This is a genomic window from Streptosporangium amethystogenes subsp. fukuiense, from assembly GCF_042665875.1.
Lineage (GTDB): Bacteria > Actinomycetota > Actinomycetes > Streptosporangiales > Streptosporangiaceae > Streptosporangium > Streptosporangium fukuiense.
Window position 1 is genome coordinate 3,140,743 of record NZ_JBHTEE010000001.1, and the last position, 26,569, is coordinate 3,167,311.

Genomic DNA, 26,569 nt, shown 5'->3' on the forward strand with positions numbered 1-26,569 from the left:
GACCGGCAGACGACCGGCAGGGTCAGGACGCGGTGATGGCGGTTCCGCGGGCCAGCAGCAGGACGACGGCGACCGCGGCGACGGCCACGGCCACGGCGAAGGGGGCGCGCGGCGAGTTACGGCCCAGCGCCACCCCGCAGGCGGTGAGGGCTCCGGCCACCGCCAGCGCCGTCCAACCCCCCGTGCCCGGCGACCCGGTGGGGCCGAAGACGAGCAGGGCGGTCGCGGCCAGCAGCGGCAGCGGGATCAGGACGCGGACGCGGGCGACACCGAGCCGCTGCGGCCAGCCCCGGACCCCACCGGCGAGGTCCGCGGGGATGTCGGGGATCACGTTGGCCAGGTGCGCTCCGCAGCCGAGCAGCGCCGCGGCCAGGACCGCCCACCAGGCGGGCCACGGATGTCCCGGCAGGCCCAGGGTCACGAACCCGGGAAGCGCGCCGAAGCCCACCAGGTACGGCAGCCAGGAGAGCACGGTCGCCTTGAGTCCGAGGTCGTAGGCCCAGGCCGCGGCGACACCGACGAGGTGGACCGCGCCTGCCGCCGGCCCCGAGGCCAGGGAGAGCGGCACGCAGAGCGCCAGGGCCGCGATCGCGGCGACCCACACCGTGCGGACGTTCACCGCGCCGCCGGCGACGGGCTTGCCGGTACGACCCGCGGCGGCGTCCCGCGCCGCGTCCACCGCGTCGTTGCACCAGCCGATCGAGAGCTGTCCGGTCAGCACCGCCGCGGCCACCAGGACGCACCCGGCCGCGCCACGCCCGCTCAGCGCGGCCAGCACGGTCACCAGGACGGTGACCGCCATGCTCGGCCCGGGGTGGCAGGCCAGCAGCAGCCCCCGCACGGCCGGCGCCGCCCCTGTCCCCGGGCACATCGGCCGGCTCGTCGTCACGGATCGATCGTAGGCCGAGAGGTCCGGGGAAACGGGTAGCGAACATCCCAAAAAAGCGGACATCACTCCAGGAAGCAGACAACTTTACGAGGCGGGATGCTCCGGGAAACGGACACCGAGGCTGTCGCGACGCATGTCACAGATCCAGCTGGGCAAAAGGCAGATGTCCGCTGTTCGCGAGCCGGGGGTCTGTTTTATGACGCGAATCGTCGCTGTCCGCGGCGCGCTCCCGCCGAACCGGCACCCCCAGGCAGAGATCACCGAGGCGTTCGCGCGGGTGTGCCTGCCCGAGGGGGCCAACCGCCGGCTGCTCGACCGGCTGCACACCTCCGCGCGGGTGGAGTCACGGCACCTGACGCTACCGCTCGAGCAGTACGCCAAACTGGACGGCTTCGGGGCGGCCAACGACATCTTCGTGGAGACGGCCGTGGAACTGGGCACCGAGGCGCTGGGCGGCGCGCTGGAGGAGGCCGGGGTCCTCCCCGAGGAGGTGGACATGATCCTCTTCACCTCGGTGACCGGCGTCGCGGCCCCCTCGGTGGACGCCAGGGTGGCCGGGCGGCTGGGGCTACGCCCGGACGTCAAGCGGATCCCCGTCTTCGGACTGGGCTGTGTCGCGGGGGCGGCCGGCATCGCCCGGCTCCACGACTACCTGCACGGCTGGCCCGAGCAGCTGGCGGTGCTGCTCTCGGTCGAACTGTGCTCCCTCACCCTGCAGCGCGGCGACGCCTCCGTCGCCAACATGGTGGCGAGCGCCCTGTTCGGTGACGGGGCGACGGCCGTGGTGGCCTGCGGTGACGAGTGGCGGCCCCGGTGTACCGGCTCGCCCGTGACCTCCAGGGCCGGCGCGGTGAGCGGCGCCGCCGCGACGACACGGCCCGTGGGACCCGCGGGGTCCTCCCCTGCGGCGAGCGCTCCCGCGGCCGCCTGGCCCGCGGGTCCCGCCGGCTCCTCCCCCTCCGGCGGCGAGCCGGCCTCCCACCGGCCCTGCGGACGGGCGGCTCCGGCGGTGGTGGCCTCGCGCAGCCATCTGTATCCCGGCTCCGAGCACGTGATGGGCTGGCAGGTCGGCGACACCGGTTTCCGCGTGGTGCTCGACGCGAGTGTTCCCGAGGTGGTGCGCACCTACCTGGCCGACGACGTGCGCGACTTCCTCGCCGACCACGACCTGAGCAGCGAGGAGGTGACGGCGTGGGTCTGCCACCCGGGCGGTCCCAAGGTCCTGGAGGCGGTGGCCGAGACGCTGCGGCTTCCCGAGGACGCGCTGGACCTCACCTGGCGCTCGCTCGCCGCGATCGGAAACCTCTCCTCCTCCTCGGTCCTGCACGTCCTGCGGGACACGCTCGCCCTGCGGCCGCCGCCGCCCGGCACTCCGGGGGTGCTCCTGGCGATGGGGCCGGGCTTCTGCTCCGAACTCGTACTGCTGCGCTGGTAGGAGCCCGATGTCCTGGCATCTGTCGTCCTGGTACCTGCTGCTGGTGCTGCTCGTCGGCCTTGAGCGGGTCGCCGAACTGATCGTCGCCCGCCGTAACGCGCGCTGGAGCACGGCGCGCGGCGGGGTGACGTACGGGCGGGGCCACTACCCGTGGATGGTCGCCCTGCACACCGCTCTGCTGGCCGGGTGCCTGCTGGAGGCGGGTCTGGCCGGCCGGCCCTTCGTGCCCGCGCTCGGCTGGCCGATGCTCGCCCTGGTGGTCGCCGCGCAGGGTCTGCGCTGGTGGTGCGTGGTCTCGCTGGGCCCTCAGTGGAACACCCAGGTGATCGTGGTGCCGGGCCTGCCGCTGGTGGAGCGGGGGCCCTACCGGCTGCGGCCGCTCCGCCACCCCAACTACGTGGCGGTGGCCGTCGAGGGGGCGGCGTTGCCGCTGGTGTACGGCGGGTGGGTCACCGCGCTGACGTTCACGGTGCTCAACGCCGCGCTGATGAGGGTGCGGATCCGCTGTGAGGAGGACGCTCTGGCCTCGCTCTCCGCGACGGCACCGGCCGGCGCGCCGCCCGCCACCGGGCGGGCGCCGACATGATCGACATCCTGATCGCGGGCGGGGGGCCCGCCGGGCTGGCCACCGCCATCCACGCCGCCCTGGCCGGGATGGAGGCCGTCGTCGTCGAGCCCAGGGCCGTACCGGTGGACAAGGCGTGCGGCGAGGGGCTGATGCCCACCGGGGTCGCGGCCCTGCGGTCGCTGGGGGTACGGGCCGAGGGCAGGCCGCTGCGCGGCATCCGCTACCTGGACGGCCGTCACGAGGCGGAGGCGGCGTTCCGCGACGGATCGGGCCTGGGCGTGCGGCGGACCGCGCTGCACACCGCGCTGTCCCTGCGGGCGCGGGAACTGGGCGTGCGGATCGTTCCCGGCAAGGTGGACGGCGTGCGGCAGGACTGCCGTCTCGTCGAGGCGGCGGGGTTGCGAGCCCGCTGGCTGGTGGCCGCGGACGGCCTGCACTCCCCGCTGCGCGCCCTGCTCGGACTGGAACTGCCCTGCCGCGGGCCGCGCAGGTACGGGCTTCGGCGGCACTACCCGGTCGCGCCGTGGACGGACTTCGTCGAGGTCCACTGGGCGGCGGACGGCGAGGCGTACGTGACGCCGGTGGGCGAGAACCTGGTGGGCGTCGCCGTGCTGAGCTCTCGGCGGCGCGGCTATCCGGAGCACCTGGCGGACTTCCCCTCGCTCCTGGAGCGGCTGGAGGGGCCCGCCGCGACCCCGGTGCGCGGGGCGGGGCCACTGCGCCAGCGGGTCCGCGCCCGGGTGGCGGGGCGGGTGCTGCTGGTCGGCGACGCGGCCGGCTACGTCGACGCGCTCACCGGGGAGGGGGTGTCGCTCGCGCTGACGTCCGCGCGGTTGCTGGTCGACTGCCTGAGGGCCGGCGTCCCCGGGGCGTACGAGGCCGCCTGGCTGCGGCTGTCGCGACGGCACCGGCTGCTCACCGGGGCGCTGGTGGGCAGCCGCCGTTACCGGGCGGCGGGGCGGTTGATCGTCCCGGCCGCCCGGCGGCTGCCCGCCCTGTTCGGCGCGGCGGTGCATGCCCTGGCCTGACCCGGCCGGCGGGCTCCACACCGCTCCGTTCCCGGGCGGAGGCCATGGACGGACGCCGCGGACGCGCGGCCGTCGGGGCGGCAGGTGACCTCACATCAGCGTGGCGAGACCTTGTGAACGACCCCCAGCCTGGGGGCGTAGTGCGTGGTGCCCTCGAACCTGAGCCGCCACTCACCGCCGGTGCGCCCCTCCACCACCCTGGTGAAGCGTCCGTGGGAGTCGGTCGTGGCACCGGCCGCCTTCGTCCAGTCGGCACCCTTACCGGCCCGGTGCATGATCGCGACGGGCTGGCCGGGGAAGGGGGCGTAGTCGAGGTGCCCCTGAGGGTCGACCCGGTTCAGCGCGCCCGTCACGCGCACCCCCGAGCCTCCCGGTGCCACCTGGACTCCGCCGAACCTGGTCAGCCGCTTCAGCAGGAAACCCGTATGTCCGGTGACCTCGGCGCCGTCGGCGCCCCTCGCGGTCACCGAGACGGTCCAGGGGCCGGCCGGATACCAGCGGCTCAGGCTCCTCTCCGGCGCGAACCGCCAGGTCTCCCACCCCTCCCCCGGACGGAACCAGGTCATCCCCGCCGTGCCCGGGGCGAGACGGGCGGACACGGTCGGGCCGGGGACGGGGCCGGGCGCGAGGGCGGGGCCCCTGCCGGGACCGCCGCCCGGGCGGGACGCGGTGACGGGGAAGGACGTTCCCTTCGAAGCGGGGATCGCCCCCGGCTCGACCTTGATCGTCACCCCCGCGGGGCCGGTGACGCCTCGGGCCACCACCTCTATCACCATGCGTACCGTGTCCGCGGGCCCGACCACGGGATTCGCGGGACGCAGGGTCACCGAGCGGATCGTCAGGTCCTCGGCGGCGGCCGCCGGAGCTCCTGCCGGTACCGGCAGGGCCACGGTCCCCGCCGCCAGGGATGCGAGAAGGACTCTCAACGTCATGACCAGGAGGCTAGGAGTCCACCGGTAACAGGCAGGTAGAGGACACACGCCCCGTTGGGCAAAGCGGCGCCCACCCGCCGGCGCCGGAGACCGAGGTCCGGATCCGGCGCCGGCGGGCGGTCAGTCCTCGTACATGCCGTCGATGATCTCGGCGTACTTGGCGTGGATGATGCGGCGCTTGAGCTTCAGGCTCGGGGTGAGCTCCGCGGTCTCGGCGGTCCACTCCACCGGCAGCAGACGCCAGCGCTTGACCTGCTGGACACGGGCCAGTTTCTCGTTGGCGGCGGCGATGGCGCCCTCGACGGCCTTGAGGACGTCGGGGTGCTCGGCGAGGTCCGCCAGGGTGGTGAATGTGATGCCGTTGGCCTGCGCCCAGCCGGGGGCCACCTCGCCGTCGAGGGTGAGGATCGCCACCGGGTAGGGCCTGCGGTCGCCGTAGGCGAGGGCCTGGCCGATGAGCGGGTGCTCCTTGAGGTAGTTCTCGATGTTGGCCGGGGAGATGTTCTCGCCTCCCGCGGTGATGATGAGCTCCTTCTTGCGGTCGAGGATGCTGACGAAGCCGTCGGCGTCGATGGAGCCCACGTCGCCGGTGTGCAGCCAGCCGTCGGCGTCGATCAGCTCGGCGGTGGCCTCCGGCCGCCCCAGGTAGCCGTGGGTGTTGGCCGGGCTGCGGGTGATGATCTCGCCGTCCTCGGCGATGCGGACCTCGACGCCGGGACCCGCCTGGCCGACGGTGCCGAGCTTGAAGCTGTCGGGGGCGTTGGCGGTGAAGGCGCCGGTCGTCTCGGTCATCCCGTACACGTCCAGGACCCGCAGGCCGAGACCGGCGAAGAAGCGCTGGACCTCCAGCGGCATGGGCGCGGCAGCGGTGGCGAGCCAGCCCGCGTTGTCGAAGCCGATCATCGACCGGATGATCGACAGCAGCGCCGCGTCGGCCTGCTCGTAGGCGGCCAGGACCTCGGGCGAGGGGGTACGCCCGTACTGGTTGGCCTCGATGTAGGCGAGCCCGGCGGCCATCGCGTTGCGCACGCCCTCCTGCTGCTCCTCGGGCTGGGTGGCCAGCAGCGCCTGCAGGCGGGCCATCATCTTCTCCCACACGCGCGGGACGCCGAAGAACAGCACCGGCTTGACCTGGCCGAGGGTCGCGCCGAGCTGGGCGAGGTCGGTGCAGAAGTGGGTGTGGGAGAGCTTGAAGAGCGGCAGGTAGAGGCTGAGCACCCGCTCGGCGATGTGCGCGTAGGTGAGGTAGGAGATCTGGGTGCCCTTGCTGGGCAGGTCGGCCATCCGGTTGGTGGCCACGACCTCGAAGAACACGTTGGAGTGGGTCAGCGGCACACCCTTGGGGTTGCCGGTGGTGCCCGAGGTGTACAAGACCGTGAGGACGTCGTCGGCGGTCACCGCCTGCCAGCGGGCGTCGACGGCGGCGGGGTCGGCCGCGAGCCGGTCGCGGCCGAGGGCCAGGAAGTCGTCCCAGGAGACGAACCGGTCACCGGCCGGGGCCCCCTCCAGCACGATCACCTTGCGCAACTCGGGAAGGTCGTCAAGGACCGGCTCCCACCTGGCCAGCTCCGCAGGTCCGCCGAGCACCGCGATCTTCGCCTTGACGTCGCCGGCGACGAAGGCCACCTGCTCGGGGGTGAAGGTCGAGTAGACCGAGCACGACACCGCGCCGGCGTGCACCGCGCCCAGGTCCGCCAGCACGTGCTCACTGCGGTTCACCATCATGAGCGCGACCGCCTCGCCGGGTTCCAGCCCGAAGGCGGCGAACCCGGCGGCGATCTCCAGAACTCGCTGCCGGGCCTCGGAGTAGGTCAGGGTGGACCAGCCCCCCTCGACCGGGTCGGAGTACGCCGGGGCGTCGGGGTCGCCCTCGGCCGCCTCCTTCAGCTGACCACAGACCGTACGGCCCGCGATCTCCCTCTCGATGGCCGCCCGCTCCTCAAGCACACCGGTCATACAGAGCCTCCTGAAAGTGCTTACTTGCACGAGTGGCATGCATCGCACCACACGCCGTTCCTCCCGGACAAGACCCTGAAAGGGAGAAGAAACATCACAATGCGCAGTTGCCTTCGGCATCCCCACGGAGAGCACACGTAGAGTTGTCACTTGATCACACTGTGACATTCTGGGGGGCGCATGCCATCGGGGAGACGTGCCCGCGAGAAGACCTTCTTCGGGCACCCGCGCGGCCTGGCGACACTGTTCGGCACCGAGATATGGGAGCGCTTCAGCTGGTACGGCCTGCGGGCCATCCTCGCCACCTTCATGGCCGCCTCCCCCGCCATCGGCGGCCTGGGCCTGAGCCAGCAGACCGCCCAGGCGGTCGTCGGCATCTACGGCGCGCTCATCTATCTCGTCGCCCTGCCCGGCGGCTGGATCGCCGACCGGGTGCTCGGCGCCCGCAGGGCGGTGTTGTGGGGCGCCTCCGTCATCATGTGCGGCCACATCAGCATGGCCGTCCCCGTCGAGACCGGCGCCTTCGTCGCGCTCGGACTGCTCCTCATCATCGCCGGGACCGGGCTGATGAAGCCGAACATCTCCACGATGGTCGGCAAGCTCTACCCGCAGGACGACGACGCGCGCAGGGACGCCGGGTTCTCGATCTTCTACATGAGCATCAACATAGGCGCCTTCATCGCCCCCCTCGTCGTCGGCTGGCTCGCCTCGGGCAACCGCTGGCACCTGGGCTTCGGCGCGGCGGCGGTCGGCATGGCCCTGGGCCTCGCCCAGTACGTGCTGGGCAGGCGGCACCTGAAGGGGGTGGGCGAGCGGCCGGGACACCGGCTGACCCCGCGCGAGCGCAGGCACTTCGGCCTCGCGGCGGCCGTCGCCGCCCTCGTGACCTGTGGCGGCCTGGCCGTCTGGACGGCGTCGGGCACCTTCGACCTCGACACCTTCGCACTCGTGATGACGCTGTTCATCGTGGCCGTGCCGGTGTTCTACTTCGGCTACATCCTGCTGGGCAGCCACAACCTGACCGATGACGAGCACTCCCGGATGAAGGCCTACATCTGGCTGTTCATCGCCGCCGCCATCTTCTGGATGATCTACGACCTGGCGCCGACCGTGCTGCTGTTCTTCGCCCAGAACAAGACGGATTTGTCACTGTTCGGCATCCGGATCACCCCGGCCACCACGCAGTCGTTCAACCCGCTGTTCATCATGATCTTCGTGCCGCTCTTCGCGGCGCTCTGGGTCAGGCTGGGCAACCGGGTGACCGCTCCGCACAAGTTCTCGGTGGGACTGTTCATCAACGGCCTGAGCTTCATGATCATGGCCCTGGCCGCCAAGCTGGCCGAGAGCGGGAGGATCACGGTCTGGTGGCTGGTGCTGGTCTACCTCGTCCAGGTCTTCGGCGAGCTGTCGCTGAGCCCGGTCGGCCTCTCGGTCACCACCAAGCTCGCCCCCGAGGCGTTCAAGAGCCAGATGCTGGGACTGTGGTTCATCTCCATCTCGGTGGGCGATGCCGTGGGCGGGCAGACGGGGCGGCTGAGGAACCACATGTCGGAGCCCGCGTACTTCCTGACCCTCGCGCTGATCGCCGTCGTGGCGTCGCTGGTGCTGCTCGCGTTCGCCGGCAGGCTCCATACGATGATGCGCGAGCACCGGCCGCCGAACACCGCCCCGCCCCCCTAACGGAAATCCTATATATCCGGTCATGGGATGATTTATCTGTGAATAATGTCCTCGATCTCATCGGGATCTTCGTCTTCGCTCTCTCCGGTGCCCTGGTGGGCGTGCGCAGGCGACTCGACGTGGTGGGCATGGCCGTGCTGGCCGAGATGACCGCGCTGGGCGGCGGAATCGCACGCGACCTGATCCTGAACGTGCGGCCCGCCGCCTTCTCCAGCATCGGCTACGTGGTCGTGCCGGTACTGGCCACGGTGATCGTGTTCTTCTGGCACCCGCAGGTGGAGCGGGTGATGCCCGCGGTGAACGTGCTGGACGCCGCGGGCCTCGGCCTGTTCTGCGCGGTCGGCACCGAGAAGGCGATGTACTTCGGCCTCACCCCCCTGCACGCGGCCCTGCTCGGGATCATCACCGCGGTCGGCGGCGGCATCCTGCGCGACGTCCTCGCCGGGCAGATCCCCACCCTGCTGTACGACCGCCAGCTGTACGCGGTGCCCGCCATGCTCGGCTCGGCGGTCATGGCGCTGCTCTACACCCTGAACCTGCACGGCTGGCCGGCCACGCTGGCCGCCGCCCTGCTGGCCTTCGGGCTGCGCATCGTGGCCATGCGGCTGAAACTGCGGGCCCCGCTGGCCAGGGGCGTCACCTCCGAGTAAGCCCTCCCGGAGCGGACTCAGAGGGCGGGGGTGAGAGGCTCGGCGGGCCGGGTGCCGTACACCCCCCTGAGCCTGGCCTCGGCGATGCGCCGCACCGCCTCGGCGAGGACCCGGGGCGGCTGGGTGAAGGGCAGGCGCAGCCGCCCCTCCAGCGTGCCGTCCACGCCGAACCACTGTCCGGGGGCCAGCCGGACCCCCTGGCAGGCCGCCGCGTCGGCCAGCGAGGTGGCCGAGGGGTCCGGCAGCCGCACCCAGAGCGAGCCGCCGCCCCTGGGCGGAACGAAGCTCCAGTCGGGCATCCGCGCCGCCAGCTCGGCCACCAGGGCGTCCCTGGAGGCGCCGAGGAGACGGGCGCGCTCGGCCCTGGCCCCCTCGATGTCCTCGAACAACCTGGCCACCACCAGCTGTTCGAAGAGCGGGCTGGCGATGTCGATGGAGGCGCGGAGCACGGCAAGGCGGCGGACCCTGGCGGCGGTGGTACGGATCCAGCCGATGCGCAGCCCGCCCCACCACAACTTGGACGCCGAGCCGATGGTGATCACCCTCCCGTCGATGTCGAAGGCCGCCAGCGGCGTGGCCCGGGCCTCCTCGTCGAGCGCCAGCTCACACCAGCTCTCGTCGACCACCAGAACCGTGCCGTGGCGCCGCGCCGCACCGGCCAGGGCCGCTCGCGCCGCGTCGTCCATCAGGTGCCCCGTCGGGTTCTGGAAGTCGGGGATCACGTACGCGAGGCGGGCGGCCGACTGGCGCATCGCAGAGGTCAGCAGGTCCAGGTGGCGCCAGCCCTCGTCGGGAATGCCGACTCCGACGATCCTGGCCCCGCGCATCCTGGCCAGGTCGATGGCGTGCGGGTAGGTGGGCGACTCCAGCAGCACCGGGTCCCCGCGCGAGAGCAGCATCGTGGTCACCAGGTGGATGGCCTGCTGGGCTCCGGTGGTCACCAGGATCTGCTCCGGCCGGGTGGCCACCCCCCGCGCGCTGTAGCGGGCGGCGATCGCCTGGCGCAGCGGGGCGATCCCGAGCGGGTCGTAGCCCGTCCCGAGCGTGTAGCGAGGGTACTGGCCGGTGACGGCGGTGATCGCCTCGGGCAGTGTCGAGATCGCGCTCGGGGCCGCGGTGTGCATCGGCAGCAGCCCGTCGTCCTCGGCGGCGATCCACGGGTTGTCCGCGCCCAGCGAGCCCGCGTCGGGCAGCGCCGTCCAGCTCCCCGCCCCCTGCCTGCTCTCCAGGTACCCCTGCTCGCGAAGGAGGTCGTAGGCCGCGGTCACGGTGGTGCGGCTGACGCCCAGCGCCTCGGCCAGGTGGCGCTCGGCGGGCATCCGTACCCGCACCGGCAGCCGCCCGTCGAGGACCAGCGACCGCACGCTCTGGGCCAGCACCCGGTAGTACGGCCTGGCGCCGGGGCCGATCGCCAGGAGACGGGCGAGCTGGGGGCCACTGAGATATCGATCCACCCCAACCACCATAAGGCCACTTTCCACGATTGGCCCTTTTGTCCGGAAGTGGTGGCCCCGACGATTGGGACCATCATGAGCGAACTCTCCCTGCCCACTCTCGGCTCCCTTCCCAACCGGCTCACCCGTCTGTACGCGGGCCTGGCTCTCTACGGCGTCGGCGTCGGCCTGCAGATCGAATCCCAGCTGGGCGGCAGCCCCTGGGACGTGTTCCACCAGGGACTCTCCCTCCACCTGGGCCTGTCGGTCGGCAGCTGGATCATCATCGTGGGCGCCCTGGTCATGCTGCTGTGGATTCCGCTGCGGCAGAAGCCGGGGCTGGGCACCCTCAGCAACGTCGTCCTGCTCGGGCTGTTCGCCGACGCGGCCATATGGCTGGCCCCGACCCCGGACGCGCTCACCGCGCGCTGGGCGTACCTGCTGCTCGGCGTCGTCGCCACCGCGGCGGCCACCGGCCTCTACATCGGCGCCGGTCTCGGCCCCGGACCGCGCGACGGCCTGATGACCGGCCTGAACCGGCTGGGCCTGTCCATCCGCTCGGCCCGCACCGTCATCGAGGTCACCGTGCTGGCCGCGGGCTGGCTGCTCGGCGGGACCGTGGGAGTGGGAACGCTGGTGTTCGCCCTCGCCATCGGTCCGCTGACCCAGTTCTTCATGCCGCGGACCCGTCCGGGAGCGCGGTTGCGCTCTCAGCCCCCGGAGAGCGCGCCGAAGCGTTAGCTTCAAGGCATGTGGATCGAGGACTACGCTCTCATCGGCGACATGCAGTCAGCGGCCCTGATCGGCAGGGACGGCTCCATCGACTGGCTCTGCCTGCCGCGCTTCGACTCGCCCTCGTGCTTCGCGGCACTGCTCGGCACTCCCGGGAACGGCCACTGGTGGATCGGCCCCGCGGACGCCGGGCGGCCCCACGCCACCCGGCGCCGCTACCGGGGCGAGACCCTCATCCTGGAGAGCGAGTGGGACACCCCCGGCGGCACGGTCCGGGTGACCGACTACATGCCCACCCGACACACCAACCCCGACCTGGTGAGGATCGTGGAGGGCGTGTCGGGGACGGTGGAGATGGCCACCGAGATCCGCATCCGCTTCGACTACGGCCGGATCGTGCCCTGGGTACGCCGCAGCGACGGCCTCCTGCAGGCGGTCGGCGGACCCGACTCCGTGTGGCTGCACTCCCCCGTCCCGCTCCAGGGCGGCGACTACGCCCACAAGGCGACGTTCGAGGTCTCCGCGGGAGACAGCATGGCGTTCATCTTCACCTGGCACCCCTCACACGAGCCCCGGCCCGAGGAGATCGACCCGTACGAGCAGCTGGCCGCGACCGAGGAGCTGTGGGCCGAGTGGGTCGAGCGGTGCGGCTACCAGGGACCGTGGCGCGAGGCCGTGGTCCGCTCGCTCATCACGCTCAAGGCGCTCACCTACGCCCCCACCGGCGGCATCGTCGCCGCCCCCACCACCTCACTGCCCGAGGACCTCGGTGGCGTGCGCAACTGGGACTACCGCTACTGCTGGCTGCGCGACGCCACCATGACCCTGGACGCCCTCATCGGCTCCGGCTACCTGGACGAGGCCCGCGCGTGGCGGTCCTGGCTGCTGCGGGCCATCGCGGGCCGCGGTCAGGACCTGCAGATCATGTACGGCGTCGCCGGGGAGCGCCGGCTCACCGAGCTCGAGCTCGACTGGCTGCCCGGCTACGAGGACTCCCGCCCGGTCAGGATCGGCAACGGCGCCGTCGACCAGCTCCAGCTGGACGTCTACGGCGAGGTCCTGAACTCCCTGTACCTGTCTCGCGTCTCGGGCCTGGAGTCCGACCATCGGGCCTGGACCATCCAGTTCGAGCTGATCTCCTACGTCGAGGAGCACTGGGACGAGCCGGACGAGGGACTGTGGGAGGTCCGTGGCCCACGCCGGCACTTCGTGCACTCCAAGGTCATGTGCTGGGTCGCCCTCGACCGGGCCATCAAGCACATGGAGACCTTCGGCAAGCCCGGCCCGCTGGCACGCTGGAGGGAACTGCGCGACCGCGTCCACGCCGAGGTCTGCGACAAGGGCTTCGACCCGGTGCGCGGCACCTTCACCCAGTCCTACGGCTCGCCCGAACTGGACGCGGCCCTGCTGCTGATCCCGATCGTCGGCTTCCTGCCGCCGGAGGACCCGCGCGTGATCGGGACGGTGGAGGCGATCCAGCGCGAACTGATGGCCGACGGCTTCGTGCTGCGCTATCCGGTCTCGGCCGACAACGAGGTGGACGGCCTGCCCGGCGGCGAAGGGGCGTTCCTGGCGTGCAGCTTCTGGCTGGCCGAGGTCCTGGCGATGATCGGCCGCAAGGACGAGGCGGTCGAGCTGTTCGAGCACCTGCTGTCGCTCCGCAACGACGTCGGCCTGCTCGCCGAGGAGTACGACCCCCGCTACGGCCGGATGGTCGGCAACTTCCCACAGGCCTTCAGTCACGTGCCGCTGATCCACACCGCCCGCGCGCTCAGCTGAGACAACGGCACCAAACCGTCCGTTTTGTGCCCTTTAGTCCCTATAGAGCGGCCAAGCCGACAAATTTCTTAAAAAACATCAAGAAATCTGGGATTCGGCTGCAACAATCCGGTGCGAGCGTGACTCTCATCCGCTGTAACACCACCGGAAAGGAACGAACCAATGAGCGATTTCGACGTGACCACCACGGACCTGGTCGACTACGACGGCGACGGAGGGACCGACGCCCAGCTGATCGACACCGACGGTGACGGCCTCGCCGACGAGGAGCGCTACGACACCGACGGCGACGGCGTCACCGACGTCGTCTACCTCGACCACGACGGTGACGGCTACATCGACGAGACCCGGGTCGACCTGAACGGCGACGGGGTCGCCGACTACACCGAGTACTCGGGTCCCTTCCCGACCGTCTGACGGAAAGAGCCGGCGTGAGCCCGCGTGACCTCACCGGGAGGGGGACCCGGATCCAGGTCACAAGGGCCGCCGACGAGAAAGGCGATCGATGAGGGACCGACGCGTGTTCCTTCACCTGCTGTTGCTGGCCTGGCCGGCACTGACCGGCTGCGGCGCGGTGGCGGGACTCCGAGGGGAGACCGTCGGCACGCCCTCGGCATCCCTGCGAGGCGACCGTGTCGGCTCCCTGCGCCCTGAGGAGACGGGATCCATCACGGTGGGAACACCGATCGGGTTCCTCCCGCTGCCCCTGGTGCTCGCGGCGGCGGCGGTCACCCTGGCCGCGGCGGCCACGGGCCTTTACCTGTGGCACCGCAACCGCCGCCCCGCCCGGGCGCCCGTGCCGGGCACCTGGCAGACGGCCTCGTACGGGACACCGTGGCAGGGAACGCGGCCACCGGTGACACAGCCTCCGTTCCCCGCGGGCCAGGAGGGCCCGGTGCCGGAGCGACCCGCCGCCGACCATGCCGTCCCACCGGCGGATCCACCCGCCGGCCCCTCGGACGACCCGCTGTCCGAGGCACTGGCCCAGGTCTCCGGGAGCGGGATCAGCCCGGCGCTCACCCAGCAGGTGGAAAGGCTCTTCGCCGAGGGCCATCCCGGGCGTGAGGCCCTGGTCGGGGCCTGCGTGGGCTACCGGGACCAGCTCGCGGAACGCCACCCCCGGCTGGCCGGGACACTGCTGGAGGCGCTGAACCGGGCCGGCGTCCAGGAGATCGTCGCGGACGGGCAGCGCTTCGACCCGCGCCTGCACGAGGCGTTCGGCACCGCGCCGGCCGACAACCCCGAACTGCACGACGTCGTCGCCGAGACCGTCAGGCGAGGGTACGCCGACGGCGGACAGGTGATCCGCGTACCGCAGGTCGTCGTCTACCGCCACGCCTCACCGGACTCCGGGGCGGAGCGGTGAGCGGCTCGGCACCCGGCGGAAGCAGCGCGGCGGGTCGCGAGAACGTACCGGACGTCCAGGGCGGTGACGCGTGAGCACCGGACCCGCGGACCTGCTGCGCCACCTGTGCGACACCACCTCGGCCAGGCTTTCCGGCGCGGAGCTGCGCGAACGGGTGGCGCAGGTGCGCGCCGGCCTCGACGCACCACTGCGGGTCGCCGTGGCGGGCGCGGTCAGCAGCGGCAAGTCGACGCTGGTGAACGCGCTGCTCGGCCTGCCCGTCGCCCCGGTGGACGCCGGTGAGTGCACCTTCGTCGTCACCCAGTACGAGTACGGCGAGGACGACGGCCGCATCACGATCGAGCTCCTTGACGGCGGCGTGGCCCACTCCCGGCTGTTGCCCGGCCACCGGCTCCCCTCGGAGCTCGGCGTCGACGTGGCCCGGATCCGGCGCCTGCGGGTCTCTCTGGACCTGCCGTCGCTGCGCACCATCACCATCATCGACACCCCCGGCATGAACACGGTGACGGCCGCCAACGAGCGGGCGGCCAGGAGCATGCTGTTCGGTTCCGGCGACGAGGACGACCGCGCGCAAGCGATGATCTACGTGCTGCGCTACGTCCAGAAATTCGACGACACCACCCTCGCGGAGTTTCGCGGGCTGACCGATGCCTGCGGCATGAGCTGCGTCAACACCCTCGCCGTGCTCGGCCAGGTCGACCGGCGCGGCGACGAGGGCGACCCGTGGCCGACCGCCAGGCGGCTGGCCGCCAAGGGGTACGAGGACCTGCGCACCTCCGTCTTCGACGTGGTCCCGGTGATCGGCCTGCTGGCCGAGACCGCGCGTGCCCTCCCGCTGGGCGGCGAGGAGGTGGCGGCCCTGGAGACGCTGGCCGGACTCGACGAGGACGACCTGGAGGACTACCTCCTGGACCTGGACGACTTCCGCTCCGCGCCCGAGATACCCGTGCCGGCCGAGGTGCGCCACCGGCTGGTGGAGCGGCTGCACCGCTACGGCATCACCAGCGCGGTCGAGGCGGTGCGCGCGGCCGGCCCCCTCTCCCCCGAGGCGCTCACCTCCCACCTGCTGGAACGCTCCGGCTACTCCTCGGCGGGGCGGGCCGCCACCGGCTCCGTGGCCGCGGGCATCGCCCACTTCGCCCGCCGCGCCGACCAGCTGAAGGCACTCGACGCGCTGACCCGGCTCCGCGCGCTCGCCAGGACGCCGACGATGGGGGCCGACCGCGCCACCCTGGACGCGCTGGCGGCCCAGCTCGACGAGAACCGGCCGATCGCGACCTCCCTGGGCGGCCTGCGGATCTTCACCGCCGCCGAGGCGCTCGGCCGCGGAACACTGGTCCTGAACGAGGAGATGACCGCCGAGCTGCTGCGCCTGGCCCGCCACGACGGGCCCGCCGAGCAGCTCGGCCTGCCCGCGACGGCCTCCCCGGAGCAGATCGCCGCCGCCGCCACCGCGGCGTCGATGCGCTGGCGCACGCTCGCCATGATGAGCGAGGGACGCGCCGGCGGGCACCGGGCCAGGGACGTGCTGACCGTCCTGGAGGACCTCGTCTCGGCGGCGCTGGAGGAACAGGCGCCCCCCGGCGGCGACGGGGGCGGCGAGAAGCTCCCGCCGGTCCGCGTGGACCCCGCCGCGATCGAGACGCTGCGGGCCTCCCCCATGGTCCCGGCCGACGACCGGCGGGCGCTGGAGCTGCTGCTCTCCGGAGCCGAGCTGGCCACCCAGCTCGGGGCGCCCCCCGGGACCCCGCGCGCCGAGATCGCCGGCTACGCCGCCGCCCTGAGCGCCCGGTTCCGCACCCTCACCCACCGGCCGCTCCCCCTGCGGCAGCGACGGGCGGCCGAGACCCTCTGCGAGGCCTACGAGACCATCTGGTCGCACCACGCGGACGGTTCCTGAGGCGGGATACCGCCGGCAGAGCGGCACCGGCCCATCCCCATCCATCCCCGACAGGAGAAAAGGAACATGACGACCCCCGACCCGACCGGCCCCGTGGCCAGGCTGCTGCGCTACGCCAACGAGGTCCACGCGCTGGCCGGGCAGTGCGGCAGGCAGGACCTCGCGGAGGTGCTGGCCGCGTGCGCGGGCCGCTGGAAGGACGAGTGCACCGACATCGTCGTCGCCGGGGCGCAGAAACGCGGCAAAAGCCGTCTGCTCAACACACTGGTGGGCCACCCCGACCTGCTCCCGGTCGACGCCGACGTCGCCACCAACTGCTTTCTGTCGCTGCGGCGCGGCCCCCGGCTGGCCGCCGTCGTCCACCGCAGCACCGACTCGGGGCCGCTGCAGACACCGATCACCATCGAGTCGATCCCCGACTACGCCTCGATGCGCGGTGACGCGGGCAAGCGCCGCGACGTGGTGAGTGTGGACATCACCCTCGACAATCCCCTGCTCGACGGGTTGCGGCTGCTCGACACCCCCGGCGTGGACAGCCTGACGGTGGGGCACCGGCAGGTGACCGTGGCCATGCTCCAGCGGGCCGACGCGCTGCTGTTCGCGCTCAGCGCGCAGGACCAGCCGGTGCTCAGGCACGAGCTGGAGTTCCTCGCGGAGGCCGCCGAGCGGGTCCAGGCGATCGTGTTCGTGCTGACCAAGGTGGAGGATTCGACCAACTGGCGAAACCTCCAGGAGGAGAACAAGAGCCGCCTGAGGACGTTCGTCACCGAGGCGATCGCCGCCGACCCCGCCAGGGCCGCGACACTGGCCCCGCTCCTGGAGGCACCGTGGATCCCGGTGAGCGCCAAGCTCGCCGAGGCCGCCGAGGCCAAAAGGCGCGAGGGACGCGAGGAGCGGGCGAACACGCTGCGGGCGCGCAGCGGCATGGACGCGCTGGAGCGGCACCTGCGCGCCTTCGCCGAGGGCAGGGAGTCGGCGCGGGGCGCCACGGTGGTCGCCGCCGCCCTGTCGGTGCTGGGCTCGCTGACGACCAGCGCCAAGGACGACGTCGCCGCGGGCTCCGACGACGACGGCGACGTCGCCGCCCGGCTCGCCGAGGTGGACGCCGACCTGGCGGCCCTGGCCGAACTGTCCGCGCGGCGCAGAGCGGGCATGGTGGCCAACACCTTCATCGGACGCGAGGTGGGGGGCATCGTGGGCGCGCGGGTGGCCGAGATCCGCCAGCCGTACGAGAACACGATCGCCACGCTGAAGAAGCAGGCCCAGATCGACCAGTACATGGCGGAGCTGCCGGTGAGCGTCCAGCGTTCCCTGGAGGCCGCCTGGTCGCAGATCGTCTACGACGTGGAGAGGCTGGCCAGGACCACGCTGGACGCCTTCGCCCGCGATCTCGGCCTCGACCCGGTCGAGCTGACCGCCGACAGGCAGGCCATGCCCAACCTGTCGCAGGTCCAGGTCAAAGGCGACATGGCCGCCGAGGCCCCGGAAAGCGTGGACATCATCCGGGACGTGCTGCCCTCGGCCTCGATCGGGCTGTCCCTGGGCGGCTTCGCCACGGCCCTGCTCGGCCCGGTGGGCTTCATCCTGGTCGCCCCGGCCATCGGCGCGGCCATCTTCATGGGGCGGCGCTCGATGGAGAAGGTGCAGCGCAGCCAGGCGGCGATCAGAGGGGCGCTGCGCGACCAGTTCGCCGTGGTCACCAGGGAGATGACACTCGACCTGGAGCGGATGGTGGCCACCTGGCGGGTGAGCGTCGAGCAGGCCGCCGACGACACCCTGGCCCGGCGGCGCAGGGAGCTGGAGACCAGGCGCGCCGAGCTGAAGTCCGCCTCCGCCCGCTCGGCCGCCGACCGCCTCAAGGCCCGCAAGTCGGGCCAGGAGCGGATCGCCGCGATCGGCACCCTCACCACGCGCGGCCACGAACTCCGCAAGGAACTGGCCGGTGCGGTGGCCGCCCTGGGCACCGAGCAGCCGGTCCCGGCGGGAACCTGACCGGACGGCGGCGCCGGTCACTCCGAGCCGGCACTCTCATGTCCGTTCTCGCCCCTGGCCGAGGCCAGGGGCGAGAACGGGTCAGAGCGGCAGGTGCACCAGGGTCGCGGGCCGGTCGCGGGCGGCGCCGGTGGCGTCGTCGGGGCGGTGCAGGCAGAGCAGGCCCGTGGCGACCCGGGCGACCGGTTCGAACATCCCCGGCGTGCGATGCACCTCCCGCGCTCCGCCCGGGGTGATGTGCAGCAGCCTGCTGCGGCCCGCGTCCTGCATGGTCATCCACATCGAGTCGCCGTCGGCGACCAGCCTCGGCCGCTCCCAGCGGTGGCGGGAGGTGAGGTGGCCCGCCAGGGTCGCCGACTGCTTGCCCATCAGGAACTCCAGCGTCTGGGAACGCTGGTCGAAGATCCCGACCGACCAGCCCCTGGCGGGACTCACCTGGTCGGTGCCGACCGCGTAGATCTCGTTGCCCGCGGAGAACCAGCGCAGCGCGCCGCCCCGGGGACGCGGCATGACCAGCCTGGTCCTGCCGTCCGCCGTGTCGGCCTCCAGCCCCGCCGAGCCGGAGGTGAACCACCTGCCCCGGTGCAGGACCACCTGGTGCAGCCAGCCGCGCCCCGGCTCGCGCACCGTCGGGCGCACCACGCCGCCGGGGTCGACCAGGCACAGCACCTGCCACGGCCGAAAGTCCTGGTGCCGATTCTGGAACATCGGCTTGTTGCTGCTGAACTGCCCGAGCACCACGGTGCAGCCCGGCGCGCCCACCGAGGAGGACGGCTCGGTGCCGCTGGGCGCCTCCTGATCGAGCAGCCGGCGCAGCCTGTTGTCCTCGTTCAGGAACCACTGGGCGTAGGGGCCCAGCTCGCGCGGCTGGGGGGCCTGGAAGGCGAAACCGCCGCCCAGGTCGAGCTCGATCATGGCCAGCTGGCCGGTCTCCCCCCAGGGCAGGCCCATCGAGGCGTCGACACCGACGACCTGGCGGGAGTGGAAGAAGACCCACGCCGTACGGCCGTGGGCGATCACCGTGGGGTTTCCCCACATCTGCAGCGGGTGGGTGGCGCGGATGGCGAGGTCGCGGGTGAGCGCGCGGACCAGCACCTGCGCGGGCCCGACCTGCTCCACCGCCACGACCCCCTCACTGGAGGCGGCCCACTCCACAAGCCTGCCGAAGCCGAGCTCCCGGTCGTAGCGGCCCTCGATCCCGTCCAGCCTGCGCAGCAGGTGGCCCTGCTCGAAGGCCTGGTGGACGAAGACCTGACCCGTCTCGACGCGCGCCTCCAGCACGCCGTCCATCACCTTCTCGATCCCCTGGACGCTGGGCCCGTCGCCGCCCGCCGCGCCCCCGCGGCCCGCGGACCGGCCGCCGGGCCCCCGGTGCCCTCCGGTGGCACCGCCCTCGGGACCGGTGAGCACCCGGTGGCCTCCGGTGGCACCGCCCTCGGGACCGGTGAAGGCCCGGTGTCCACCGGTCGGAACGACCGCCGGCGCACCGGGCGTGTGGTGACCCACGGCCGCTGCGGCCGCCACCGGGCCCGCCACCGGGCCGGTGAAGGCCCGCTGCCCCGTGCCGGCGACGCCGGGAGCACCGGGAGCACCGGACGCCTGTCCCGGGCCGGAAAGGCCCGCCGCGCCGGGCTCGTGGTGCTCGACCTTGAGCTTCCAGGCCAGCTGCGCGGCGCCGTAGGCGACCACGATCTTCGGGTCGTCGTAGGTCCGCACCCGGTCGCCGAAGCGCTCGCGTACCGCCTTCTGCACCAGCGGCATCCGGCTGGGGCCGCCGGTCATGAACACCGCGGCCAGTTCGCCGGCCTCGACCCCCGCGCCGCGGATCGTCTCGTCCAGGATGTCGACCGTCCTGACGATCTCCTCACCGATGAGGTCCTCCAGGTCGGCCCTGGTGATGTGCACGTCCTCGTTGATGCCGACCACGTAGTGCGAGGAGGTGTCGAACTTCGACAGCGTCTCCTTGGCCTCCCTGGCCATCTTGAGCAGGTCCGCGGCGTAGCTGACGTAGCGGCGCTCGGGGTTGGTGGTCACCTGCTGCCACCAGTCGGCGTCGAGCCGCTCGATCTGGGCTCCGAGGAACGCGAAGACCTGTTCGTCGAACCCCTCGCCGCCGATCTCGTCGCTGCCGCCCGGCTCGCCGACGACCGCGAAGTCACCGCCGTCCACGGTGAGCACCGCGGCGTCGAACGTGCCGCCGCCGAGGTCGTAGACGGCCAGCCGCGATCCGCCGTCCGCCCGCCCGGCGGAGGCGAAGTAGCGGGCCGAGGCGACGGGCTCGTCGATGAGCACGATCCGCACGCCGCTGACGACCTTCCTGGCCGCCGCCAGCAGCACCGCCTTACGGTCGGCGTCCCAGGCCACCGGATGGGTCAGCGCGATGCAGTCGGGATCGGCGCCGTCGAAGCGCCGCCGTCCCTCGCTGACGAACAGCTCCAGCAGCGCCGCCATGGTGTCGGCGACGTCCACCGGGACACCGCCGAGCAGCATCCGGCCCCGGCCGACGTAGCGCTTGGGGTTACGCTCGACCCGCTCGGGGCTGATCGCGATGCCCCGCTGGGCGATCCTGCCCGCCACGAGCGTCCCCCGCTCGTCCAGCATGACGGCGGAGGGGATACGCCGCTCTCCCTCGACCTCCAGGACGTCGAAGCGCCCTTCGGCCGCTATCACCCCGGCGGAGAAACTCGTCCCCAGATCGACACCGAGGCACCACTGCGCCATGTCCCACTCCTCGTAGATCCAGACCTCATCATGCCCCATCTCGCGACCACGGTCAGGGCGCGGGCGGGGGCACGGGCCGATCCGGGAAGGGAGCGGCGGCCACCGAGGTGGGCGTGGAGGGGCGGGACACATCCTCTCGCGTTCGCGGTCGCCCTGGCGAACGGCCGGCGGCCGACATCGTCCCCGCACCGCAAACGGTGCCGAGGCGCGCTCACGCCGCCTCGGCCTCGGGTGGGCGGCGTATCAGCCGTCGCCGGACTCACCGTCGGGACGGCTCTCCGGACGGGCCGCCATGGCCGCCAGGACGCGCGCGAAGTCCGGCGGGGGCGCGACCACCAGCCGGGTCTGTCCGTCCTGGCTGACCAGGTCGGCCCTGATCAGGGAGAGGCGGCCACCGTGCCACCAGTAGACCTGCGGGCTGAGCGCCTCGGCACGCAGATCGAACTCCCGCTGGGCGAACAGCCGGAGCCGCTCGATCGCGCGGACCACGCCGATGCCCTCGACCGGATGGACGATCAGCGTCGCCGGGTCGGGCAGCGCGACGAGGACCCCGTCGGAGGGGACGGGCAGGTAGTCACCCAGCCTGCGCAGGTGGGCGGCCGCGCCGGCGGTGGGTCCGGTCAGCCTGCGCACCGCCACGCCGCCGAGGTCGCCCTCCGTCACCGAGAGCCGCTCGTCCTGGCGGGCGTTCTCCAGGGCCACATCGAGCGCCTGGGCCGCGGTGATCGGCCAGCAGCCGACCTCCTCGGGGCGGACCGGGCGACCGGCGGGGCCGTAGCCGATGGTGAGCACCTCGACCAGGTCGGCGGTGAGGTGGCGGCCGACCACGCGGGCCGGGTCGAGGTCGTCGTCGAGCTGGATGCGGGTCCGCAGCATCGGGCGCACCTGGTCCAGGTCGCAGGCGTCGAGCGGTTCGTCGGCGGTGGCCAGGACGTGGGCCAGGTGCTCGGAGACGAGCACCGGCCAGTCCTCGCGGGAGCGCCTCAGCGCCTCGGCGCGCAGCCCCGCCAGTCGCACCACGACCCGGCGCGGGCCGGTGAGCGTCAGCGCGCCGCCACCGGGGTCGAAGGCGCAGGCGTAGCCGAGACTGTCCGCGACCAGGGCGAGCAAGGAGTCGAGATCGACCTCTTCGATCGGGCGCGGCAGCGCCTCGGTTCGCCGGTCACGGTGCCGCCGGAACAGTCTCACGCGTGCGCCCCCTCTGCCGGTTTCCTCCTAGGTTCGCACCTAGAGTGCCTTGTCGACGCCCCCTGTTGAGTAGGTCAGAGAGCACGATTTTGCATCAATAGCACCAAGTGCCCCAAGCAATACCGAAAATTGTGGCGCTCCATGCCCTATCGGCAGCCCCGCGATGACGGGTACCCCGAACGGCGCGAGCAGCTCCTCCAGCACCGGGTAGGGGGCGCCGCAGTCGACCCAGGAGCCCAGGACGAACCCGGCCGCTCCGTCGAGCGCCCCCGCCTGCAGCAGCTGGGTGAGCATCCTGTCGATCCGGTACGGCGCCTCGTCGACGTCCTCCAGCAGGACGATCCGCCCCCGGGCCGACAGCGCGTACGGCGTGCCGCAGAGCGCGGCCAGCAGACTGAGGTTACCGCCGGTGACCGGCGCCGTGACCTCGCCGGGAACGATCACCCGGTCACCGGTGACCGGCGGCGGCGTCCCGGCGAGGGCGGCCGTGAAGTTCTCGAAGGTGCGCGGCTCGGGCCCTTCCGGGTCGCTGATCGTGGAACAGGCCGGCATCGGCCCGAACCAGGAGGCGACGCCCAGCTCCACGGCGAACGCGCGGTGCAGCGCGGTGACGTCGCTGGAGCCGACGAGCGCCTTGGGGTCGGCGGCCCGCATCGCGTCCCAGTCCAGCAGGCCGAGGGTCCGGGTGGCACCGTAGCCGCCGCGGGCGCAGAACACCGCGCTCACCGCGGGGTCGCACCAGGCGTCCTGCAGGTCACGGGCGCGATCGGCGTCGGAGCCCGCCAGGTAACGGTCCCGGTCGAGGACATGGGCCCCGATGACGACCTTCAGGCCGAGCCCCTCCAGGACGCGGACGCCGCGCGCCAGCCTTCCGAGATCGGGAGGCCCTGACGGGGCGACCACCGCCACGGTGTCACCCGGGCGCGGCGAGGGCGGAACCGGGATGGCGGCAGCAGGTTCGTTCACTCCCCAAACGGTGCCACACTGGGCTTTCATATGCGACCTCCACCTCACATCCTGGTGGTCAACGGCATCAAGGTCCGCCACCCGGTGTTCGTGCTCGCCGCCCCGCACTCTGGCGCGGACCTGCTGGCCCGTGCCCTGAAACGCTCCCCCGGGTTCCACGTCACCATGGGACGGGCGGCGGTGGCGCACGTGGTCTACGCCTTCGCCCGGCGCCCCTCGATCGCGGGGCGGGGCATGGGCGCGACCCGCGTGCTTCGCGACGCCCTGGCCGAGTCCTGGCAGATCGTCCCCGGCGCCTGCGAGGAGTGCCCGGCCCCGTGCCGGGAAGCGGGCGGCGTGACCGGAGCGGGCCCCTGCGCGACCCCGGGTTCGGTGGCCCGCTTCGGCGATGCCAGCCCCGACCTGCTCTACAGCGCCTCGGTGCTGTTGCAGGCCTTTCCGGACGCCCGTTTCGTCCAGTTGATCAGGGACGGCCGGGATGTGGCCGCCGACATGCTGGCCGACCCCGCCTCCCTGACCTGGTTCAAACCGGCCATGCTGAGCGACGAGACGGAGTTTCCCAACCCCTTCCTCGGCGTCAGCTCCGGCGAGCACCGCGAACGCTGGAAGGCGATGCCCACCGCGGGAAAGTGCGCGTTGCGCTGGCGCAGCGCGGTCCGGCTCGCCGCCTCGCTCCGCCAGGAGCTGCCCCGCGAGCAGTTGCTGACCCTGCGCTACGAGGACCTGGTCTCCTCCCCGGCCGAGGCCACCGGCGAGCTCTCCCGCTTCCTGGAGACGCGGGTCCCCAGGATCGCCCTGCTGGGCCGGAACATGCCGAAGGTCGGCGTCTGGCGTACCCGCCTGCGCGGCCAGGACGCCGAACTGGTGGCCAAGGTGGCCCGCGAGGAGCTCACCCGCCTGGGCTACCTCCCCTCGTCCTGACGCCGGCCCGCGTTCTCCTCCGTCAACCGCTCACCAGTTGGCGACCTCGAACCTCGCACCCGGACGGATGTCCCCGGGCGGGGCCGGCCGCCGGACGGGGGCGCCCGGCAGCGCCTCCAGGATCGTCTCCCAGGTGCCGTCCTGGCACCAGCGGCGGTGCCGGTTGTAGACCGTCTTCCACTTGCCGTAGGCCTCGGGCAGCTTCCGCCAGGGGCAGCCGGTCCTGGTCCGGAAGAACACTCCGTCGATGATCGTGCGGTGATCGGCCCACCGGTTCCCCTGCCTGGCGTGAGCGGGCAGTAACGGCGCCAGCCGTGTCCACTCGTCGTCGGTCAGGTCATCACGTCTAAGCCGGTCTTCCACGCCCCCATGATCTACACCATTCACGCTGGAAGAGCCACTCGAAGGCGCGCCGCCGGCGCCGCGGACGAAGTCAGGACGCCTGACTGAACTGAGTCCGGTAGAGCTCGGCGTAGACCGCCCCCCTGCTCAGCAGTTCCTCGTGCCGGCCCCGCTCGACGATCTGGCCGTCCTGGACCACCAGGATCTGGTCGGCCTCGCGGATCGTGGACAACCGGTGGGCGATGACCAGCGAGGTGCGCCCGGCCAGCGCGATCTTCAGCGCCTGCTGGACGGCGGCCTCGGACTCGGAGTCCAGATGCGCGGTGGCCTCGTCGAGGACGACCACCCGGGGCGCCTTGAGCAGCAACCTCGCCAGGGCCAGCCGCTGCTTCTCACCACCGGACAGCCGGTGGCCCCGGTCGCCCACCACGGTCTCCAGCCCCTCGGGCAGGTCCAGCACCAACTCGGCGATCTGGGCGGCCCGCAGCGCCTCCCAGATCTCCTCCTCGCTCGCCCCGGGCCTGGCGTAGCGGAGGTTGGCCCCGATGGTGTCGTGGAACAGGTGGGCGTCCTGCATGACGACCCCCACGGTGTCGCGCAGCGAGGCCAGGGTGGCCTCGCGCACGTCCAGGCCGTTGATCCGCACCGCGCCCTCGCTGACGTCGTAGAGGCGCGAGACCAGGCCCGTGATGGTGGTCTTTCCCGCTCCCGAGGGGCCGACCAGGGCGACCATCTGGCCGGGGCGGGCGGTGAAGGTGACGCCGCGCAGCACCTCGTGGCCCGGCCCGGTGTCGGGGCGGGCCACCGCCTCCAGCGAGGCCAGCGACACCTCCGAGGCCGTGGGGTACCTGAACCGGACGTCGTCGAACTCCACCGAGACCGGCCCCTCGGGAAGGGGCTCGGCGTCGGGCCGCTCGGCGACCATGGGCCGCAGGTCGAGCACCTCGAAGACCCGGTCGAAGCTGACCAGCGCGGTCATCACGTCCACGTGCACGTTCGACAGGCTCGTCAGCGGGCCGTACAGGCGCATCAGGAGGGCGGCGAGGGCCACCAGGGTGCCGAGTTCGAAGACGCCGGAGACGGCCAGCAGGCCGCCCAGGCCGTACACCAGGGCGGTGGCCAGCGCCGCCACCAGGCCGAGCGCGACCCGAAAGACCGTCCCGTACATGCCCACGGTGACGCCGACGTCGCGCACCCGCCCCGCCTTGCCACCGAAGGAGGCGGCCTCGTCGGCCGGGCGGCCGTACAGCTTGGCGACCATCGCACCGGCGACGTTGAACCGCTCGGTCATCATGGAGCTCATCTCGGCGTCGAGCTGCATCTGCTCACGGGTGAGCCCGGACATCTTCCTGCCGACCCACTTGGCGGGGAAGACGAAGATCGGCAACAGCACGAGGGCGACGAGGGTGATCTGCCAGGAGAGCACCAGCATGGCGCCGAGAACCAGCACCAGCATGACCACGTTGGCCACGACCGACGACAGCGTGCTGGTCAGGGCGCGCTGGGCGCCGATGACGTCGGTGTTGAGCCGGGAGACCAGGGCACCGGTCTGGGTGCGGGTGAAGAAGGCCACCGGCATCCGCTGGACGTGGTCGAAGACCTCGGTGCGCAGGTTGTAGATGAGACCCTCGCCGATCCGCGCGGAGAACCAGCGCTGGGCCAGGGTGAGCACCGCGTCCGCGACCGCCAGGCCCGCGATGACCAGCGCGAGGGCGATCACCACCCCCTGACGCCTGGCGGCGATGCCGTCGTCGATGATCGCCTTCATCAGCAGCGGGTTGGCGATCACGATGACCGAGCCGACCACGACCAGCGCGAGGAAGGCGGCGATATGCCGCGAGAAGGGTCTGGCGTAGCGGGCGATGCGCCGGATCGTGCCCGGTGTCAGACGCTCCTTGGTCACCGAGCTGTCCCGCCGGAGCGAACGCATCATCTGGGGACCGAAGCCCCCACCCATCATCGCCATCTGGCCTCCTCTCCCGATGCGAGCACCGGGAGAGGCGCGCCCATTCCCTCGTCAGCTTGAGGCGAACATCGCCGGCCCGCCCGAGACAAGGGCGGCTTCCCGCCTCTCCCCGCCGACACAGGCGG

General features: G+C 72.3%; 21 protein-coding genes. 12 read left to right on the plus strand and 9 right to left on the minus strand.

Translation table 11 applies throughout. The features are described from left to right. Window positions 1–22 precede the first annotated feature (22 nt). Window positions 23–889 (minus strand): UbiA family prenyltransferase, encoded by an 867-nt coding sequence (locus ACFQVD_RS13730; protein WP_343978251.1) that lies wholly within the window; start codon window positions 887–889, stop codon window positions 23–25. Between the two features lie 196 nt (window positions 890–1,085). Between ACFQVD_RS13730 and ACFQVD_RS13735 the strand changes: the two genes are divergently transcribed. Genes ACFQVD_RS13735 through ACFQVD_RS13745 form a run of 3 tightly spaced genes read left to right on the plus strand, consistent with a single transcriptional unit; the run spans window position 1,086 to window position 3,920 of the window. Further along, window positions 1,086–2,324: a type III polyketide synthase gene (locus ACFQVD_RS13735; protein WP_364151452.1), complete on the plus strand. Its 1,239-nt coding sequence runs from the start codon at window positions 1,086–1,088 to the stop codon at window positions 2,322–2,324. A gap of 7 nt (window positions 2,325–2,331) precedes the next feature. Beyond that, window positions 2,332–2,910, plus strand: a complete 579-nt coding sequence (locus ACFQVD_RS13740) for an isoprenylcysteine carboxyl methyltransferase family protein (protein WP_386271239.1) — start codon at window positions 2,332–2,334, stop codon at window positions 2,908–2,910. Beyond that, window positions 2,907–3,920 (plus strand): NAD(P)/FAD-dependent oxidoreductase, encoded by a 1,014-nt coding sequence (locus tag ACFQVD_RS13745; RefSeq protein ID WP_364151446.1) that lies wholly within the window; start codon window positions 2,907–2,909, stop codon window positions 3,918–3,920. Before ACFQVD_RS13740 ends, ACFQVD_RS13745 begins: the two co-directional genes overlap by 4 nt. A 95-nt stretch (window positions 3,921–4,015) precedes the next feature. Here ACFQVD_RS13745 and ACFQVD_RS13750 read toward each other — a convergent pair whose 3' ends face one another. Both ACFQVD_RS13750 and ACFQVD_RS13755 read right to left on the minus strand, forming a co-directional pair. Beyond that, on the minus strand, window positions 4,016–4,852 hold the full coding sequence (locus tag ACFQVD_RS13750) for a hypothetical protein (protein ID WP_343978264.1): 837 nt from the start codon (window positions 4,850–4,852) through the stop codon (window positions 4,016–4,018). 120 nt (window positions 4,853–4,972) lie between these two features. Further along, window positions 4,973–6,808, minus strand: a complete 1,836-nt coding sequence (locus tag ACFQVD_RS13755) for an AMP-dependent synthetase/ligase (RefSeq protein ID WP_343978267.1) — start codon at window positions 6,806–6,808, stop codon at window positions 4,973–4,975. A 180-nt stretch (window positions 6,809–6,988) separates the two neighbouring features. Between ACFQVD_RS13755 and ACFQVD_RS13760 the strand changes: the two genes are divergently transcribed. Both ACFQVD_RS13760 and ACFQVD_RS13765 read left to right on the plus strand, forming a co-directional pair. Further along, window positions 6,989–8,488, plus strand: a complete 1,500-nt coding sequence (locus tag ACFQVD_RS13760; protein ID WP_343978270.1) for a peptide MFS transporter — start codon at window positions 6,989–6,991, stop codon at window positions 8,486–8,488. 38 nt (window positions 8,489–8,526) lie between these two features. Next, window positions 8,527–9,138: a trimeric intracellular cation channel family protein gene (locus tag ACFQVD_RS13765; protein WP_343978273.1), complete on the plus strand. Its 612-nt coding sequence runs from the start codon at window positions 8,527–8,529 to the stop codon at window positions 9,136–9,138. 17 nt (window positions 9,139–9,155) lie between these two features. On the opposite strand, the gene yczR is transcribed toward ACFQVD_RS13765, so the two are convergent. Continuing rightward, window positions 9,156–10,604, minus strand: coding sequence for a MocR-like transcription factor YczR (gene yczR, locus ACFQVD_RS13770; RefSeq protein ID WP_343978276.1), 1,449 nt, complete (start codon window positions 10,602–10,604; stop codon window positions 9,156–9,158). A 63-nt stretch (window positions 10,605–10,667) separates the two neighbouring features. Here yczR and yczE point away from each other — a divergent pair, with 63 nt between their 5' ends. From yczE to ACFQVD_RS13800, 6 genes are all read left to right on the plus strand, one after another. Continuing rightward, entirely contained in the window at window positions 10,668–11,312 is a 645-nt protein-coding gene (yczE, locus tag ACFQVD_RS13775; protein ID WP_343978279.1) for a membrane protein YczE, read from the plus strand. A gap of 9 nt (window positions 11,313–11,321) precedes the next feature. Continuing rightward, complete coding sequence (locus tag ACFQVD_RS13780) at window positions 11,322–13,082, plus strand: glycoside hydrolase family 15 protein (protein WP_343978282.1); 1,761 nt, start codon at window positions 11,322–11,324, stop codon at window positions 13,080–13,082. A 162-nt stretch (window positions 13,083–13,244) separates the two neighbouring features. Further along, complete coding sequence (locus tag ACFQVD_RS13785; protein ID WP_343978285.1) at window positions 13,245–13,499, plus strand: hypothetical protein; 255 nt, start codon at window positions 13,245–13,247, stop codon at window positions 13,497–13,499. A 103-nt stretch (window positions 13,500–13,602) separates the two neighbouring features. Next, window positions 13,603–14,448 carry a nucleotide exchange factor GrpE gene (gene grpE / locus ACFQVD_RS13790; protein WP_343978288.1) on the plus strand — a complete coding sequence of 282 codons (846 nt, stop codon included), beginning with the start codon at window positions 13,603–13,605 and terminating at the stop codon, window positions 14,446–14,448. 70 nt (window positions 14,449–14,518) lie between these two features. Continuing rightward, a complete protein-coding gene (locus ACFQVD_RS13795) occupies window positions 14,519–16,348 on the plus strand; it encodes a dynamin family protein (RefSeq protein ID WP_364151437.1) in 1,830 nt (609 codons plus the stop codon). Between the two features lie 66 nt (window positions 16,349–16,414). Continuing rightward, on the plus strand, window positions 16,415–18,340 hold the full coding sequence (locus ACFQVD_RS13800; protein ID WP_364151434.1) for a dynamin family protein: 1,926 nt from the start codon (window positions 16,415–16,417) through the stop codon (window positions 18,338–18,340). Between the two features lie 81 nt (window positions 18,341–18,421). Here ACFQVD_RS13800 and ACFQVD_RS13805 read toward each other — a convergent pair whose 3' ends face one another. The 3 genes from ACFQVD_RS13805 to ACFQVD_RS13815 all read right to left on the minus strand — a co-directional run bounded on the left by ACFQVD_RS13805 (window position 18,422) and on the right by ACFQVD_RS13815 (window position 23,215). Then, window positions 18,422–21,100: an Hsp70 family protein gene (locus ACFQVD_RS13805; protein WP_343972327.1), complete on the minus strand. Its 2,679-nt coding sequence runs from the start codon at window positions 21,098–21,100 to the stop codon at window positions 18,422–18,424. A gap of 204 nt (window positions 21,101–21,304) precedes the next feature. After that, on the minus strand, window positions 21,305–22,249 hold the full coding sequence (locus tag ACFQVD_RS13810; RefSeq protein WP_343972324.1) for a hypothetical protein: 945 nt from the start codon (window positions 22,247–22,249) through the stop codon (window positions 21,305–21,307). A 39-nt stretch (window positions 22,250–22,288) separates the two neighbouring features. Continuing rightward, window positions 22,289–23,215: a S66 peptidase family protein gene (locus ACFQVD_RS13815; protein WP_343972322.1), complete on the minus strand. Its 927-nt coding sequence runs from the start codon at window positions 23,213–23,215 to the stop codon at window positions 22,289–22,291. Between the two features lie 30 nt (window positions 23,216–23,245). Here ACFQVD_RS13815 and ACFQVD_RS13820 point away from each other — a divergent pair, with 30 nt between their 5' ends. After that, entirely contained in the window at window positions 23,246–24,136 is an 891-nt protein-coding gene (locus ACFQVD_RS13820) for a sulfotransferase family protein (protein WP_343972320.1), read from the plus strand. 30 nt (window positions 24,137–24,166) lie between these two features. On the opposite strand, the gene ACFQVD_RS13825 is transcribed toward ACFQVD_RS13820, so the two are convergent. Together ACFQVD_RS13825 and ACFQVD_RS13830 are read right to left on the minus strand one after the other, a co-directional pair. Then, complete coding sequence (locus tag ACFQVD_RS13825; RefSeq protein ID WP_343972318.1) at window positions 24,167–24,499, minus strand: transposase; 333 nt, start codon at window positions 24,497–24,499, stop codon at window positions 24,167–24,169. A gap of 70 nt (window positions 24,500–24,569) precedes the next feature. Continuing rightward, window positions 24,570–26,444, minus strand: a complete 1,875-nt coding sequence (locus ACFQVD_RS13830; RefSeq protein WP_343972315.1) for an ABC transporter ATP-binding protein — start codon at window positions 26,442–26,444, stop codon at window positions 24,570–24,572. Between the last annotated feature and the right edge of the window lie 125 nt (window positions 26,445–26,569).

Bases quoted from the DNA above. Each gene is read 5' to 3' on its own strand.
- ACFQVD_RS13750 (WP_343978264.1), bottom strand. From the start codon at position 4,852: ATGACGTTGAGAGTCCTTCTCGCATCCCTGGCGGCGGGGACCGTGGCC.
- ACFQVD_RS13745 (WP_364151446.1), top strand. From the start codon at position 2,907: ATGATCGACATCCTGATCGCGGGCGGGGGGCCCGCCGGGCTGGCCACC.
- ACFQVD_RS13785 (WP_343978285.1), top strand. From the start codon at position 13,245: ATGAGCGATTTCGACGTGACCACCACGGACCTGGTCGACTACGACGGC.
- yczR (WP_343978276.1), bottom strand. From the start codon at position 10,604: ATGGTGGTTGGGGTGGATCGATATCTCAGTGGCCCCCAGCTCGCCCGT.
- ACFQVD_RS13740 (WP_386271239.1), top strand. From the start codon at position 2,332: ATGTCCTGGCATCTGTCGTCCTGGTACCTGCTGCTGGTGCTGCTCGTC.
- ACFQVD_RS13780 (WP_343978282.1), top strand. From the start codon at position 11,322: ATGTGGATCGAGGACTACGCTCTCATCGGCGACATGCAGTCAGCGGCC.
- ACFQVD_RS13735 (WP_364151452.1), top strand. From the start codon at position 1,086: ATGACGCGAATCGTCGCTGTCCGCGGCGCGCTCCCGCCGAACCGGCAC.
- ACFQVD_RS13755 (WP_343978267.1), bottom strand. From the start codon at position 6,808: ATGACCGGTGTGCTTGAGGAGCGGGCGGCCATCGAGAGGGAGATCGCG.
- ACFQVD_RS13760 (WP_343978270.1), top strand. From the start codon at position 6,989: ATGCCATCGGGGAGACGTGCCCGCGAGAAGACCTTCTTCGGGCACCCG.
- ACFQVD_RS13820 (WP_343972320.1), top strand. From the start codon at position 23,246: ATGCGACCTCCACCTCACATCCTGGTGGTCAACGGCATCAAGGTCCGC.
- ACFQVD_RS13830 (WP_343972315.1), bottom strand. From the start codon at position 26,444: ATGGCGATGATGGGTGGGGGCTTCGGTCCCCAGATGATGCGTTCGCTC.
- yczE (WP_343978279.1), top strand. From the start codon at position 10,668: ATGAGCGAACTCTCCCTGCCCACTCTCGGCTCCCTTCCCAACCGGCTC.
- ACFQVD_RS13800 (WP_364151434.1), top strand. From the start codon at position 16,415: ATGACGACCCCCGACCCGACCGGCCCCGTGGCCAGGCTGCTGCGCTAC.
- ACFQVD_RS13805 (WP_343972327.1), bottom strand. From the start codon at position 21,100: ATGGGGCATGATGAGGTCTGGATCTACGAGGAGTGGGACATGGCGCAG.